The sequence below is a fragment of the Streptomyces tuirus genome (assembly GCF_014701095.1).
GTDB lineage: Bacteria > Actinomycetota > Actinomycetes > Streptomycetales > Streptomycetaceae > Streptomyces > Streptomyces tuirus.
In genome coordinates, this window is record NZ_AP023439.1 from 5,363,035 (window position 1) to 5,378,401 (window position 15,367).

The window sequence follows — 15,367 nt, forward strand, 5'->3', positions numbered from 1 at the left end:
CTGGGAGGCACCGTTGTTCAACGTGTTCGAGGAACTGTTCTCGCCCGGGCGCAAGCACACCCGCGACGAGCAGAACCGCCTGGAACTGACCCGCGAGGACGTCGGGGACGGCGATCCCGGACGCGGGCCGATAGATCTCGCGTCCGGAAAGGTCGTCGTACGCCCGCCCGACGAGGAGCCGGAGAACCCCTCCAGCTAGGCCGCCCCGGGGCCGCTACGTCACCCGCAGCTCCAGGATCCGGTCGTCCCCGTCCTTCGGGCTGCCCCGGCCGTCCGTGTTGCTGGTCACCAGCCACAGCCGGTCGCCGCCCGCCGGAACCACCGTGCGCAGCCGGCCGTACTCGCCCTCCAGGAAGGCCTGCGGTTCGGCCGAGGCCTTGGTGCCGTCCAGCGGGATGCGCCACAGCCGCTTGCCGCGCAGGCCCGCCATCCAGATCGAGCCCCCGGCGTAGGCGATGCCGCTCGGGGATGCCTCGGCCGTCGTCCACTGGTCGATCGGGTTGTGGAACCCCTTGTCGTCGGACCGGCCCTCGGCCTCCGGCCAGCCGTAGTTGTCGCCCGGCTTGATGGCGTTGAGCTCGTCCCAGGTGTCCTGCCCGAACTCCGAGGCGAACAGCCGCTGCTTGCCGTCCCAGGCCAGACCCTGCACGTTGCGGTGGCCGTACGAGTACACCGGGGAGTCCGGGAAGGGGTTGCCGGGCGCCGGCTCGCCCTCCGGCGTCAGGCGCAGGATCTTGCCGCCCACGGAGTCCTTGTCCTGGGACAGACCGGTGTCGCCGCTCTCGCCCGTGCCCACGTAGAGCATCTTGTCGGGGCCGAACTCGATGCGGCCGCCGTTGTGGATGAAGCCCTTGGGGATGCCCCTGAAGACCGTGTCGGGCGCGCCGAGCCGCTCGCCGGCCGGCTTCCGCTCGTCGTGGATCATGCGGACGATGCGGTTGTCGGAGGCCGAGGTGAAGTACGCGTAGACCATGTGGTCCGAGGCGTAGTCGGGGGACAGGGCGATCCCGAGGAGGCCGCCCTCGCCGGCCGCCGAGACCCCCGGCACCTCGCCCACGTCGGTCTTCTTGCCGGTCTTCTCGTCGACCCGGACGATCCTCCCGTCGTCCCGGGAGGCCACGAGCAGGCCGCCACCCGGCAGCGGGGCGAGCCCCCAGGGGGAGTCCAGGCCCTCGGCGACGGTGCGGACCACCTTCACCGAGCCCCGGGCGGGAGGCGTCTGTTCGGCGGCCTGCCCCGGCGGCGCGGACGAGCCCGGTGCCGTACGGCTCGGGGAGGTGCTCGGCTGTCTGCCGGAGGAGCCTGCGCTGTCGGAGGAGCAGCCGGCCGTCAGCAGGAGCGCGGCGGCGGCCAGCACGGCCGGGACGGCTCGACGTTGCACGATCATGGTCCCTTCGACGGAGCGGGTCCTCTCCCTGTCATACACCGCTCGCGGCTCCCAGGTTCCCGATCACGGAACGCCGGACCGGGAAGGCGGGGTTTGCCCGAAACGCACCGGAGGCGGAAGCGGGGCTCAGTCCCAGGACCCCTGGGCCGGTGGCAGCCCGGCTATCTCCTCTAGATCGCCGGCGGTCAGGCGCACCGTCGTCGCGGCCGTGTTCTCCGTGACCCAGCGCTCCTGCTTCGTGCCCGGGACCGGGACCACGTGCGGGCCCTGGGCCAGCACCCAGGCGAGGGCGACCTGGCCGGGCGTGACGTCCGTGCCGTGCCGGCGGGCGACGCGGCGCAGGCCCGCCACGACCGGCTGGTTCGCGGCCATCATCTCGGCCGTGAAGCGGGGGTGCCGGGCACGCGGGTCGTCCGCCTCGAAGCCGGCGCCCGGCCGCAGCCTGCCGGTCAGGAAGCCGTTGCCGAGCGGCATCGCGGCGAGGAAACCGACGCCCCGGGTCCGGCACCAGGGCAGCAGGGTCTCCAGCGCTTCCGGCGACCACACCGACAGCTCCGCCTCCACCGCGCTCACCGGAAAGACCTGCTGCACCCGCTCCAGCTGCCGGATCGTTCCGTCGTGCAGCCGGGCCCCGGACCGGCGGCCGGCCCGCGCCCCCACCGCGCACAGGCCCAGGGCCCGTACCTTCCCGGCCTGGACGAGCTCCGCCATCGCGCCCCAGGTCTCCTCCACCGGCACCTCGGGGTCGGCCCGGTGCAGCTGGTAGAGGTCGATGACGTCCGTCTGGAGCCGCCGCAGCGACGCGTCGCAGGCGCGTTTCACGTACCCGGGGCGGCCGTTGGCGACGATGTGCTGGTCGCCCACGAGCAGCCCGACCTTCGTCGACACGAACGCGTCGGAGCGCCGCTCCTTCAACGCCCGCCCCAGCAACAGCTCGTTGGTGAAGGGGCCGTACATGTCGGCCGTGTCCAGCAGGGACGCGCCCAGGTCGAGCGCCCGGTGCACCGCCCTGAGCGACTCGTCGCCGCGCTGCCTCGACGCGCTGTAGGCCCAGCTCATCGGCATGCACCCGAGTCCGACGGCCCCCACCGCGAGCGCCTCCGCGCCGATCGTCCTGCGCTCCACCTGGTCGTGACCCTCCCTGTTCGAGCCACCCCAACCTAACCTCTGCCGTCGCACGCTCCTGACATAGCCTCCAGAGCATGACTGCTGACGTGTGGCTGCCCATCCCGCCGGACGAGATCGAGGGACTCCCCGAGGGCCCTGACTACCGCTTCTGGAACGGCGCGGAGGAGTTCCCCGCGGACCCGGCCGACTGCGCCTTCTACGTCGTCCCCTACATGAAGCCCAGTCCGCTGTGCGTGCGTCCCCTGGGGCGGATGAGCAACGTGCAGGTCGTGCAGACCCTGTCGGCGGGGATCGACCACGTCGAGCCGGGCCTCGGGCAGCTGCCGGCGGGCGTGCGGCTGTGCAATGCGCGCGGGGTGCACGAGGCCAGCACCGGCGAGCTCACCCTCGCGCTGATCCTCGCGTCGCTGCGCGGGATCCCCGACTTCGTCCGCGCGCAGGACCGGGGGGAGTGGCTCGGCGGGTTCCGCCCCGCGCTCGCCGACAAGAACGTCCTCATCGTGGGCTACGGCTCGATCGGCGAGGCCATCGAGGACCGGCTCGTTCCGTTCGAGGTGGCGCGGGTGGCGCGCGTCGCGCGCTCCGAGCGCACCACGGCGCGCGGTCTGGTGCATCCGCTCACCGAACTCCCCGCGCTGCTGCCGGAGGCGGACGTCGTCATCCTTTCCACCCCGCTCAACGACACCACCCGTGGCCTGGCCGGAGCCGACTTCCTGTCCCGGATGAAGGACGGCGCGCTCCTCGTCAACGTCGCCCGCGGCCCGGTCGTCGACACCAAGGCCCTGCTCGCCGAGCTGGAGACCGGCCGCATCACCGCCGCCCTCGACGTCACCGACCCGGAGCCGCTGGCGCGCGAACACCCCCTGTGGCGTGCGCCGGGGGTACTCATCAGCCCCCATGCGGGCGGACCCACCTCCGCGTTCCTTCCGCGCGCCGAGCGGCTCCTGGTGGACCAGTTGAACCGTTATGTGAACCGGGAGCCGCTCCGCAACGTGATCCTTACGACGGGTGCCTCAACCGACTGAGAGAACTTTCGAGTACCGTCCGCAATCCTTCAGGTGCGGTGGGTACTCATATATCTGTTGATCGTCACGGAGCGTAGAGAACCTATGTCCCTGAGTGACGAGACTGGTGTATCGTCCCGACAGGGGCTGCGCCGGGGACCGTTCGGCGCCGGGGACGGACAGTTCGGACTGTGAGGGGGGCGACAGGCGATGCACGGCCTTTGGACGAGCGATCCGACGGGGCGGGGCTGCCGGCGGCGACCCGGGCGGACGACCGCGGGCAGACGCGGTCAGCACGCCGATCACGTCGGCCACCACACCCGCCACGGTGAACAGCACACCGAGCCCAGCCATCACCACCGCAGGCCCGGCAGCCGCACAAGGCAGGACCAGCCCGTCCACCGGGAACCGCGGGACCCGGGAGCGGCGCGGACCGGGAGGGCCCGGTGAGCGCGCCCCCCACCCCCACGCTGGACGGAGCACTGCGGGCACAGCCTCCGTCCCCGAGCGCACCGCCGCCTCGCCCGCCGGCCCCCGGCCACCGGCCGGGCCTGGCCCTCCAACTCGTCCTCGCCCTGGCCTGCGCGGGCTACGCCGTCGGTGCCGCGCTCGGCTGGGGTTCGTACGAAGTGGCCCTGTTCATGGGCGACTTCGGGCTGAGCGCCGCGGCCGCCACCGCCGCCGTCTCGTGCTTCCTCTACGCCCGCAGCCGCCGCACCCGCTTTCGACCCGCCTGGCTGCTGTTCGGCCTCTCCTCCGCCATGGCCTCCCTGGGCAATCTGGTCTGGGGGTGGTACGAGGTGGTCCTCGGACTGCCCGTGCCCAGCCCCAGCTACGCCGACCTGTTCTTCCTCTGCTTCGCGCCCCCCGCGATCGTCGGGCTGCTCGTGCTCGCCAAGCGGCCGGTGACCAAGGCCGGCTGGGTCTGCCTGGGGCTCGACGCCTGGCTGATCGGCGGCTCGCTACTGACGCTGGCGTGGAGCCTCGCCCTCGCCCAGGCCGCGAAGTCCGAAGGCCCCGGGGTGGCGCACACCGCGCTGTCGCTGGCCTACCCGCTGCTCGACATCGCGCTGGTCAGCATGGTGCTCGCCCTGCACTTCAGGCGGTCCGCGGTGAACCGCTCCGCGGTCAACACCGCCATCGGCGCGCTCGCGCTGACCGTCATGTGCGACGCCCTGTTCACCTCGCCGCTCATGCACCACGACTACCGCTCCGGCCAACTGCTCGACGCGGGCTGGTTCGCGGGCTCGCTGCTCCTGGCGTACGCCCCCTGGGCCGCGCCCCGGGCGGAGAGCGACCGGCACGGCCCCGACCGGCACACCGGCACGGGCCGCACCCGTGTGGTGCACGAGCACGTGCCGGGGCAGCGCGGCGGCCTCAACCACCAGGTGCCCCTGCCCGGCGCCGAGCACAGCCGGTACCCGGCCGCCCGGCCCATCGCCGGGTCCCTGGCCGCCCTCACGCCGTATCTCGCGGCCGCCGTGTGCACGCTGGGGATCCTCTACAACGTCCTCAACGGCCGCAGTGTCGACCGCGTGGTCCTGCTGACCGGGGGCACGGTGGTGCTCGCGCTCGTCGTGCGCCAGGGGATCATGCTGCTCGACAACATCACCCTCACCCAGGAACTGGCGCAGAAGGAGAACCACTTCCGCTCCCTGGTGCAGGGCTCCAGCGACGTCATCATGATCGCCGCGCCCAGCGGCGTCCTGAGGTACGTCTCCCCGGCCGCCGCCGGTGTGTACGGCCGCTCGGCGGAGGAGCTGGTGGGGACGGAACTGGCCAACCTCATCCACCCCGAGGACCTGGGCTGCGTCGTGCACGAGGTGCGCAGGTTCCTCGCCGCCAACCCCGTCGAGGAACCCACCACACGCATCGAGTGCCGCTTCCGCTCGGGCGACGGGGGCTGGCTGAACGTCGAGTCGACCGTCAACCGCCATCACGGCGGCCTCATCTTCAACAGCCGTGACGTGACCGAACGGGTGCGGCTCCAGGCCCAGTTGCAGCACAACGCCGAGCACGACCCGCTCACGGACCTGCCCAACCGCGCCCTGTTCACCAAGCGCGTGCAGCACGCCCTCTCGGGCCGCCGTGCCTCGGACCGGGGCGTGGCCCTGCGCAACACGGCCGTGCTGTTCATCGATCTCGACGGCTTCAAGGCCGTCAACGACACCATCGGGCACCAGGCAGGGGACGAACTGCTCGTCCAGGCCGCCCGCAGACTCCAGGACTCCGTCCGGCACGGCGACACCGCGTCCCGGCTCGGCGGGGACGAGTTCGCGGCGCTGATCGCCGGGGACAACACCCGGGACCAGGACGCCCGGGAGCGGCACATACTGGAGCTCGCCGACCGGCTCAGGACGACGCTCTCCCAGCCCTACGTCATCGACGGCAACGATGTCCGTGTCAACGCCTCCATCGGCGTGGCCTTCGCGGAATCCGGCCTCGGCGCGGGCGAACTGCTGCGCAACGCCGACCTGGCGATGTACCGCGCCAAGGCCGGCGGCAAGGGGCGCGTCGAGCTGTACAAGCCGCAGATGCAGCAGGACGTCGTCCGCAAGGCCGAGCTCGCCACCCGCCTGCGGGCCGCCCTGCACGACGGGGAGTTCGCCCTGCTGCACCAGCCGGTGGTGTCCCTGGAGGACGGCCGGATCACGTCGGTGTCCGCGCAGGCGCGCTGGCGCTCCTCGCAAGGGGTGCTCTTCACCCCCGCGGAGTTCCTGCGGGTGGCCGAGGACAGCGACAAGACCGCCGAGCTGGGCCGCTGGATGATCGAGGAGGCCGTCGAGCAGGCCGCCGAGCGGCACGCGACCGGGCTGTCCGTGCCGGTCGTCGTGCGGATGAGCCCCCGCAGGCTGCTGGACCGCTCGATGCCGCTCGGCACGATCGAGGCGCTGCTCACGCGGCACGGGCTGCCGTCCGGGTCGCTGATCATCGAGCTGTCGGACGCCGACCCGAGGGTCTCGCTGGACGAGCTGGAGCGGCGCCTGGGCGCCCTGCGGCGGGTCGGCGTACGGATCGCGCTCGACGGGTTCGGCAGCGGCTACGCGGCGATCACGGCCCTCAGGCGCCTGCCCGTCGACGTCCTGAAGCTCGACCGCGGTCTGGTCGAGGGCGTCGTCGAGTCCGCCCGCCTGTACAAGATCACCAGCGGGCTGCTGCGTATCGCGGGCGACCTCGGGCTGAAGTCCGTGGCCGAAGGGGTGGATCTGCCCGAGCAGGTCGTCGCCCTGCGCGCGATGGGCTGCACGCACGGGCAGGGCATGGCGTTCTCCGGGCCGCTCGACGAGTACCGGCTGCGCCGGGCGCTCGCCGCCGGCCACTATCCGGTGCCGAACGGACCGGCCGAACCGGCGTTAGTCGGCGGCTCCCCGCGGCTGTACAGCTCGGGTGTGTCCGCCGTCATCGGAGGTGGCACGGTCCTGCGCTCACATAATGAGACTCCCGTCCCACCCACTTGACAGTGAGTGTGTGCCGGGGGGAGGGTCAGTGCCATGCGCACCCGAATTCTCGTACTTGGAAAGCGCGTCGGCTGACGCTGAGCCTCGACCGCTCAGCGACTCCACCCGGCGCGCTCCCCTCGCTTGCCTTATGGCACGAGGGGTTTTTTGTTGCACAGGCACCCTTCGTGCAGCAGCCGAAGACCGTACAAACCTCGCATAAACCCTCAGCATCTGAGAAGAGAATGCCGATGACCGAGCAGGCCACCGGGGCCCACCACCCGCAGCCCCGGCCCCGATCCGGAGGACACTCCGCCCCCGAGCAGGTGACGGGCGCGCAGTCCCTCATCCGCTCTCTCGAGGAGGTCGGCGCCGACACGGTATTCGGCATTCCCGGCGGTGCGATCCTCCCGGCCTACGACCCGCTGATGGACTCCACCAGGGTGCGCCACGTCCTGGTCCGGCACGAGCAGGGCGCCGGTCACGCCGCCACCGGCTACGCGCAGGCCACCGGCAAGGTCGGCGTCTGCATGGCCACCTCGGGCCCCGGCGCCACCAACCTGGTCACCCCGATCGCCGACGCGCACATGGACTCCGTGCCGCTGGTCGCGATCACCGGCCAGGTGGCGTCCAAGGCGATCGGCACGGACGCCTTCCAGGAGGCGGACATCGTCGGCATCACCATGCCGATCACCAAGCACAACTTCCTCGTCACCAAGGCCGAGGACATCCCGCGGATCATCGCCCAGGCGTTCCACATCGCCTCCACCGGCCGCCCCGGCCCGGTCCTGGTCGACATCGCCAAGGACGCCCTCCAGGCGAAGACCACCTTCTCCTGGCCGCCCACCATGGACCTGCCCGGCTACCGACCGGTGACCAAGCCGCACGCCAAGCAGATCCGCGAGGCCGCCAAGCTGATCACCCAGGCCAAGCGGCCGGTGCTGTACGTCGGCGGCGGGGTGCTCAAGGCCAAGGCCACCGCCGAGCTGAAGGTCCTCGCCGAGCTCACCGGCGCGCCCGTCACCACCACCCTGATGGCGCTCGGCGCGTTCCCCGACAACCACCCGCAGCACCTGGGCATGCCCGGCATGCACGGCTCGGTGGCCGCCGTCACCGGTCTGCAGAAGGCCGACCTGATCGTCGCCCTCGGCGCCCGCTTCGACGACCGCGTCACCGGCAAGCTGGACAGCTTCGCGCCGTTCGCCAAGATCGTCCACGCGGACATCGACCCGGCCGAGATCGGCAAGAACCGCGCCGCCGACGTGCCGATCGTGGGTGACGCCCGCGAGGTCATCGCCGACCTGATCCAGGCCGTCCAGAAGGAGCACAGCGAGGGCCACCAGGGCGACTACAGCGCCTGGTGGAAGGACCTCAGCCGCTGGCGCGACACCTACCCGCTCGGCTACGACCAGCCCGAGGACGGCTCGCTCTCCCCGCAGCAGGTCATCGAGCGCATCGGACAGCTCGCCCCCGAGGGCACGATCTTCGCGGCGGGCGTCGGCCAGCACCAGATGTGGGCCGCTCACTTCATCGAGTACGACAAGCCGGCCACCTGGCTGAACTCCGGCGGCGCCGGAACCATGGGCTACGCCGTCCCGGCCGCCATGGGCGCCAAGGCCGGCGCGCCCGAGCGGGCCGTCTGGGCGATCGACGGCGACGGCTGCTTCCAGATGACCAACCAGGAGCTCACCACCTGCGCCCTGAACAACATCCCGATCAAGGTCGCCGTCATCAACAACGGCGCCCTCGGGATGGTCCGCCAGTGGCAGACCCTCTTCTACAACCAGCGGTACTCCAACACCGTGCTCCACTCCGGCCCGGACGACGTCAACCCGCAGGCCCGTGGCACCCGCGTCCCCGACTTCGTGAAGCTGTCGGAGGCCATGGGCTGCTACGCGATCCGCTGCGAGTCCCCGGACGACCTCGACAAGGTCATCGAGGAGGCGAACTCGATCAACGACCGCCCGGTCGTCGTCGACTTCATCGTCCACGAGGACGCGATGGTCTGGCCGATGGTCGCCGCCGGCACCTCCAACGACGAGATCATGGCCGCCCGGGACGTCCGCCCCGACTTCGGCGACAACGAAGACGACTGAGAGCCGTCGGACTTTCAAGCAGAGGAAGCAGACCATGTCCAAGCACACGCTCTCCGTCCTGGTGGAGAACACCCCCGGCATCCTCGCCCGGATCGCCGCCCTGTTCTCCCGCCGCGGCTTCAACATCGACTCGCTCGCGGTCGGCGTCACCGAGCACCCCGACATCTCCCGCATCACCATCGTCGTCGGCGTGGAGGACCTGCCGCTGGAGCAGGTCACCAAGCAGCTCAACAAGCTCGTCAACGTGCTGAAGATCGTCGAGCTGGAGCCGGCGCAGGCGGTGCAGCGCGAACTCGTCCTGGTGAAGGTGCGCGCCGACAACGAGACGCGCTCCCAGATCGTCGAGATCGTCCAGCTGTTCCGCGCCAAGACCGTCGACGTCTCCCCGGAGGCCGTCACCATCGAGGCCACCGGGTCCGGCGAAAAGCTGACCGCGATGCTCAAGATGCTGGAGCCGTACGGCATCAAGGAGCTCGTCCAGTCCGGCACGATCGCGATCGGCCGCGGTGCCCGCTCCATCACGGACCGGTCGCTGCGCGCCCTGGACCGGTCGGCGTAAGACCTGAAACGGGCGGTCGGCGAGCCGTCGGCCGCCCGTATTCCGAGACCCTGAGACTTCCCTTCCGCCCCCCGTCATACGGTGGGACGCAACACCTGCACTCCCGAGGAGAGAACCCAAAGTGGCCGAGCTGTTCTACGACGCCGACGCCGACCTGTCCATCATCCAGGGCCGCAAGGTCGCGGTCATCGGGTACGGCAGCCAGGGCCACGCCCACGCGCTGTCGCTCCGTGACTCGGGTGTCGACGTCCGCGTCGGTCTGCACGAGGGCTCCAAGTCCAAGGCCAAGGCTGAGGAGCAGGGCCTGCGCGTGGTGAGCCCGTCGGAGGCCGCCGCCGAGGCCGACGTCATCATGATCCTCGTCCCGGACCCCATCCAGGCCGAGGTCTACGAGAAGCACATCAAGGACAACCTGAAGGACGGCGACGCGCTGTTCTTCGGCCACGGCCTGAACATCCGCTACGGCTTCATCAAGCCCCCGGCCGGCGTGGACGTCTGCATGGTCGCCCCGAAGGGCCCGGGCCACCTGGTCCGCCGCCAGTACGAGGAGGGCCGCGGCGTTCCCTGCATCGCCGCCGTCGAGCAGGACGCCACGGGCAACGGCTTCGCGCTGGCCCTGTCGTACGCGAAGGGCATCGGCGGCACCCGCGCCGGCGTCATCAAGACGACCTTCACCGAGGAGACCGAGACCGACCTGTTCGGTGAGCAGGCCGTGCTCTGCGGTGGCACCGCGGCGCTGGTCAAGGCGGGCTTCGAGACCCTGACCGAGGCCGGCTACCAGCCGGAGATCGCCTACTTCGAGTGCCTGCACGAGCTGAAGCTGATCGTGGACCTCATGTACGAGGGCGGCCTGGAGAAGATGCGCTGGTCGATCTCCGAGACCGCCGAGTGGGGCGACTACGTCACCGGCCCGCGGATCATCACGGACGCCACCAAGGCCGAGATGAAGAAGGTCCTCGCCGAGATCCAGGACGGCACGTTCGCCAAGAACTGGATGGACGAGTACCACAGCGGCCTGAAGAAGTACAACGAGTACAAGAAGCAGGACTCCGAGCACCTGCTGGAGACCACCGGCAAGGAGCTGCGCAAGCTCATGAGCTGGGTCGACGAGGAGGCGTAAGCCGCCCGCCCGAGGGGCCGGAGCGAACCCGCTCCGGCCCCTTCGGTGAACCCCGGGTAACGTCGGTGGTACGGCGTTGTCCATCCCGTCCGGCCACGGACGGGTGATCCTTCCGCAGCGGCACAAGACGACGCCCCGTGCGCCACTAGACTGCTGCACACATACGCGTCAGGCCCACAGCGTCGTGCGTCTCCAACGCGGCAAGCACCCCTCCACCGCCTGCGGCCGTCGGGACGGCCGTCCGCAGCACTGGACTTGTGAGGACTCACGTGAGCTCGAAACCCGTCGTACTCATCGCTGAAGAGCTGTCGCCCGCCACCGTCGACGCCCTGGGCCCGGACTTCGAGATCCGGCACTGCAACGGCGCGGACCGCGCCGAGCTGCTCCCGGCCATCGCCGATGTGGACGCGATCCTGGTCCGCTCGGCCACCAAGGTCGACGCCGAGGCGATCGCCGCCGCGAAGAAGCTGAAGGTCGTCGCACGAGCCGGCGTCGGCCTGGACAACGTGGACGTCTCCGCCGCCACCAAGGCCGGCGTGATGGTCGTCAACGCCCCGACCTCCAACATCGTGACCGCCGCCGAACTGGCCTGCGGTCTGCTCATCGCCACCGCCCGCCACATCCCGCAGGCCAACGCCGCGCTGAAGAACGGCGAGTGGAAGCGCAGCAAGTACACGGGCGTGGAGCTCGCCGAGAAGACCCTCGGTGTCGTCGGCCTCGGCCGCATCGGCGCGCTCGTCGCCCAGCGCATGTCCGGGTTCGGTATGAAGGTCGTCGCCTACGACCCCTACATCCAGCCCGCCCGCGCCGCGCAGATGGGCGTCAAGGTGCTGTCGCTGGACGAGCTGCTCGAGGTCTCCGACTTCATCACCGTCCACCTGCCCAAGACCCCCGAGACGGTCGGCCTGATCGGCGACGAGGCGCTGCGCAAGGTCAAGCCGAGTGTGCGCATCGTCAACGCCGCGCGCGGCGGGATCGTCGACGAGGAGGCGCTGTACTCCGCCCTCAAGGAGGGCCGGGTCGCCGGTGCCGGTCTCGACGTGTACGCGAAGGAGCCCTGCACGGACTCCCCGCTGTTCGAGTTCGACCAGGTCGTCTGCACCCCGCACCTCGGCGCCTCGACCGACGAGGCGCAGGAGAAGGCCGGTATCGCCGTCGCCCGCTCCGTGCGGCTCGCCCTCGCCGGTGAGCTCGTGCCGGACGCGGTGAACGTGCAGGGCGGTGTCATCGCCGAGGACGTCAAGCCGGGCCTGCCGCTCGCCGAGCGCCTGGGCCGGATCTTCACCGCGCTCGCCGGTGAGGTCGCCGTCCGCCTCGACGTCGAGGTTTACGGCGAGATCACCCAGCACGACGTGAAGGTGCTGGAGCTGTCCGCGCTCAAGGGTGTCTTCGAGGACGTCGTCGACGAGACGGTGTCGTACGTCAACGCCCCGCTGTTCGCGCAGGAGCGTGGCGTCGAGGTGCGTCTGACCACCAGCTCCGAGGCGACCGAGCACCGCAACGTCGTCACGGTGCGCGGCACCCTCGCCGACGGCGAGGAGGTGTCGGTGTCCGGCACGCTGGCCGGCCCGAAGCACCTCCAGAAGATCGTCGCCGTCGGTGACTTCGACGTGGACCTCGCGCTCGCCGACCACATGATCGTGCTGAAGTACGAGGACCGTCCCGGTGTCGTCGGCACGGTGGGCCGCATCCTCGGTGAGGCGGGCCTCAACATTGCCGGCATGCAGGTGTCGCGGGCGGCTGCCGGCGGCGAGGCGCTGGCGGTGCTGACCGTGGACGACACGGTGACCGCGTCGGTGCTGGCCGAGGTGGCCGCGGAGATCGGGGCGACCTCGGCTCGCTCCGTCAACCTGGCCTGACATCCCCGGGGGGTCCCCCCGGGAACCCCGTTCACCCCGAACGGACTCGTCCTCACACGCCGGACGGGCTGAGCTGATCAGCCCGTCCGGCGTTTTGGCGTACCCGCACCCCGGAGGCCGGGCAGCTCGTCGCCGGGCTGCGTCAGGTGATCGAGGCCGCCGAGCGGAAGTGACGCGTCCCCCTCACAGCCGGTGTGCCTTCAGAGCCATGTGCAGCAGCAGCCGGTCCTCGCCGTCGTCCAGGTCGAGTCCGGTGAGCTTCTCGATGCGGGACAGCCGGTAGTAGAGGGTCTGGCGGTGGATGCCCAGCTCGGCGGCGGCCCGGGCGGCCTGCCCGGCGCTGTCGAGGAAGACCTCCGCGGTCCGGGCGAGTTCGTGGTGGACCGGGGCGAGCAGCGTACGGGCGACGGGGTCGTGGGCGACTTCCGGGGGCAGGGCGGTGAGCAGCCGGAACGGCCCGATCGATGCCCACTGCGCGACCGGCCCGAACCGCGCCTCGGCCAGTGCCGCCCGGGCGGCCGCCGAGGCCTCGGCCCAGGCCGTCGCCAGGTCGGCGAGGCCGGAGCGGGGGGTGGCGATACCGGCGGCGGGGGAGGACTGGAGGGTGGCGGCACCGGAGCCGGAGCGAGGGGTGGAGGCACCGGAGCGGGCTGTGCCCGTTCCGCTCGCCGTGCTCGCTCTGCCGGCCGTGCCTGTCGCACCCGTCGCACCCGTGGAGGACCCCTCCATGCCACCGATGCCGCTTCCCCCTCGCGCCCGCTCCAGCAGTCGCCCCGCCGCCGTCGTCGCCGGGGTGAGGACCTCCGGGGAGCGCAGGCGGATCAGGACCGCCAGGCACTGGGCCGTCGCGCCCCACGGCAGCGTGCACAGGGCCGTCGCGCCGGGGATCGCGCGGACCGACGGGGCGTCGTCGGGGTCGGCCGAGGGCCAGGGGGCGACGCACAGCAGGGCGTGGAGGCCGTCGGCGCGGGGGCCGAGGGCCGTGCGGAGCTCGGCGACGGCCATGTCGCTCTGCCAGCCGCGCTCGGCGGTGAGGACCGCTCTCAGTTCACGGCTGAGGTCGGCGCCGTGCTGCGCCTCGTCCGCGAGCAGGGCCCCGATGCGTGCCGTGACCCCCATGGCGGCGGTGAGCTGGCGTTCGCTCGGGCCGGGATCGTCGTCCAGGAGCCAGATGTAGCCGTGCACCACACCCCGGTGGCGGACGGGGAGACAGATCCGGCCCCGGTACACCCCGGCCTCCGGTGTCGGGGGGATGCGGACCGGGCCCGTCGCCCGGGTGATGCCGAAGCCCTCGAACCACGCCCGCACCGCCGCCGTCGAGCGGCGGGTGAGGATCGAGCGGGTGCGCACCGGGTCCAGGGCCGACGGATCGAGGTCGCCCTCACTGTCGTAGGCACCGAAGGCGATCAGCTCGAAGTCCCGGTTCTCCAGCGTCGCGGGCGCGCCGAGCAGCTCCGAGATCTCGTCGACCAGCTCCTCGTAGTCGCCCCTGTGTTCCGACGTCACCCCGGCATTGTCGCGCACTTCCCGGAGCCCTTCATACATCTGTCTGAGATCTGCGGCACGGATGCGTGACAGCTGTCGATGGCCGACGATCGGAGGGATCCTTAGGTTTCACGGTGGTTCTCCGTGCCGTACCCGACGCGCCATCCGCGAGGGGTCCGGCCTTCACGTTGCTTGTGCTCTGGAGGTGCCCCGTGCTGGGTCCCGTGATTCTCGCCGCGTCCCGCAGCGACCGGATGCGACGCCTGATCTCGGCGGCACCGGTGACCAAGCAGGTCGTCGACCGCTTCATCCCGGGCGAGGACGTCGACGACATCGTCCCCGTCGTCCGGGAGCTCGCCGATCACGGCCTCGAACTGACGATGGACGTCGTCGGCGAGGACATCACCAACCCCGCGCAGGCCGCCGCCGCCCGGGACGCCTACCTCGAGCTCGTCGACCGCCTCAAGCCGCTGGAGCTCGGCACCCGCGCCGAGATGTCGGTGAAGCTGTCGATGTTCGGGCAGGCGCTGGAGGGCGGCCACGAGCTGGCCCTGAGCAACGTCCGCCCGGTCGTCGAGGCCGCCGCCGAGATCGGCACCACGGTCACGCTCGACGCCGAGGACCACACCACCCTCGACTCGATGTTCGCCATCCACGAGGAGCTGCGGAAGGACTTCCCGCAGACCGGCTGCGTCATCCAGGCCTACCTCTTCCGCACCGAGGCCGACGCCCGCCGCCTGGCCGGCAGCGGCAGCCGGGTCCGTCTGGTCAAGGGCGCGTACAAGGAGCCCGCCTCGGTCGCGTACCAGGACAAACACGAGATCGACCGGGCATACGTCCGTATCCTGCGGACGTTGATGGCGGGGGAGGGGTATCCGATGATCGGGTCCCACGACCCGCGCCTGATCGCGATCGGCCAGGAGCTCGCCCACCAGGCCGGGCGCAAGCTGGACGAGTACGAGTTCCAGATGCTGTACGGCATCCGCACCGACGAGCACCTGCGGCTGGCCGCCGAGGGCCACCGGATGCGCGTCTACACCGCCTACGGCACCGACTGGTACGGCTACTTCATGCGCCGTCTCGCGGAGAAGCCGGCCAACCTGCGCTTCTTCGCCAGGAGTGTGATCACCCGTGGCTGACGGAACGAGGCTGTGCCGTGGCCCCTGCCGGGGGTCCGGGGGTCGTCCCCCGGGAAGGCACAGCACGCGCCGTCTCGCGGAGAAGCCGGCCAACCTGCGCTTCTTCGCCCGTTCGATGCTCACCAAGGGCTGACAGTCCTTCGAGGGCCGAAT

General features: G+C 71.1%; 11 protein-coding genes. 8 read left to right on the forward strand and 3 right to left on the reverse strand.

From position 1 onward, the window contains the following. Positions 1 to 13 precede the first annotated feature (13 nt). Complete coding sequence (locus IGS69_RS24765; RefSeq protein ID WP_190902713.1) at positions 14 to 199, forward strand: DUF6191 domain-containing protein; 186 nt, start codon at positions 14 to 16, stop codon at positions 197 to 199. 15 nt (positions 200 to 214) lie between these two features. On the opposite strand, the gene IGS69_RS24770 is transcribed toward IGS69_RS24765, so the two are convergent. Beyond that, positions 215 to 1,387 carry a PQQ-dependent sugar dehydrogenase gene (locus IGS69_RS24770; protein ID WP_190902714.1) on the reverse strand — a complete coding sequence of 391 codons (1,173 nt, stop codon included), beginning with the start codon at positions 1,385 to 1,387 and terminating at the stop codon, positions 215 to 217. A gap of 126 nt (positions 1,388 to 1,513) precedes the next feature. After that, positions 1,514 to 2,512, reverse strand: coding sequence for an aldo/keto reductase (locus IGS69_RS24775; protein ID WP_190902715.1), 999 nt, complete (start codon positions 2,510 to 2,512; stop codon positions 1,514 to 1,516). A 77-nt stretch (positions 2,513 to 2,589) separates the two neighbouring features. Here IGS69_RS24775 and IGS69_RS24780 point away from each other — a divergent pair, with 77 nt between their 5' ends. From IGS69_RS24780 to serA, 6 genes are all read left to right on the forward strand, one after another. After that, positions 2,590 to 3,540: a 2-hydroxyacid dehydrogenase gene (locus IGS69_RS24780; RefSeq protein WP_190902716.1), complete on the forward strand. Its 951-nt coding sequence runs from the start codon at positions 2,590 to 2,592 to the stop codon at positions 3,538 to 3,540. Between the two features lie 425 nt (positions 3,541 to 3,965). Further along, positions 3,966 to 6,977, forward strand: a complete 3,012-nt coding sequence (locus IGS69_RS24785; RefSeq protein WP_190902717.1) for a putative bifunctional diguanylate cyclase/phosphodiesterase — start codon at positions 3,966 to 3,968, stop codon at positions 6,975 to 6,977. Between the two features lie 224 nt (positions 6,978 to 7,201). Next, positions 7,202 to 9,052, forward strand: coding sequence for an acetolactate synthase large subunit (locus tag IGS69_RS24790; protein WP_190902718.1), 1,851 nt, complete (start codon positions 7,202 to 7,204; stop codon positions 9,050 to 9,052). Between the two features lie 34 nt (positions 9,053 to 9,086). Then, positions 9,087 to 9,611 (forward strand): acetolactate synthase small subunit, encoded by a 525-nt coding sequence (ilvN, locus tag IGS69_RS24795; protein WP_030851453.1) that lies wholly within the window; start codon positions 9,087 to 9,089, stop codon positions 9,609 to 9,611. A 121-nt stretch (positions 9,612 to 9,732) separates the two neighbouring features. Beyond that, positions 9,733 to 10,731 (forward strand): ketol-acid reductoisomerase, encoded by a 999-nt coding sequence (gene ilvC / locus IGS69_RS24800; RefSeq protein ID WP_190902719.1) that lies wholly within the window; start codon positions 9,733 to 9,735, stop codon positions 10,729 to 10,731. 269 nt (positions 10,732 to 11,000) lie between these two features. Further along, a complete protein-coding gene (gene serA, locus IGS69_RS24805; protein WP_190902720.1) occupies positions 11,001 to 12,590 on the forward strand; it encodes a phosphoglycerate dehydrogenase in 1,590 nt (529 codons plus the stop codon). A gap of 183 nt (positions 12,591 to 12,773) precedes the next feature. On the opposite strand, the gene IGS69_RS24810 is transcribed toward serA, so the two are convergent. After that, entirely contained in the window at positions 12,774 to 14,135 is a 1,362-nt protein-coding gene (locus IGS69_RS24810) for a PucR family transcriptional regulator (protein ID WP_190902721.1), read from the reverse strand. A gap of 152 nt (positions 14,136 to 14,287) precedes the next feature. Between IGS69_RS24810 and IGS69_RS24815 the strand changes: the two genes are divergently transcribed. Continuing rightward, positions 14,288 to 15,214, forward strand: a complete 927-nt coding sequence (locus IGS69_RS24815; protein ID WP_190902722.1) for a proline dehydrogenase family protein — start codon at positions 14,288 to 14,290, stop codon at positions 15,212 to 15,214. Positions 15,215 to 15,367: the final 153 nt, after the last annotated feature.

Coding starts and splice junctions, on each gene's coding strand:
- IGS69_RS24810 (WP_190902721.1), bottom strand. CDS start 14,135: ATGTATGAAGGGCTCCGGGAAGTGCGCGACAATGCCGGGGTGACGTCG.
- ilvN (WP_030851453.1), top strand. CDS start 9,087: ATGTCCAAGCACACGCTCTCCGTCCTGGTGGAGAACACCCCCGGCATC.
- IGS69_RS24780 (WP_190902716.1), top strand. CDS start 2,590: ATGACTGCTGACGTGTGGCTGCCCATCCCGCCGGACGAGATCGAGGGA.
- IGS69_RS24790 (WP_190902718.1), top strand. CDS start 7,202: ATGCCGATGACCGAGCAGGCCACCGGGGCCCACCACCCGCAGCCCCGG.
- IGS69_RS24770 (WP_190902714.1), bottom strand. CDS start 1,387: ATGATCGTGCAACGTCGAGCCGTCCCGGCCGTGCTGGCCGCCGCCGCG.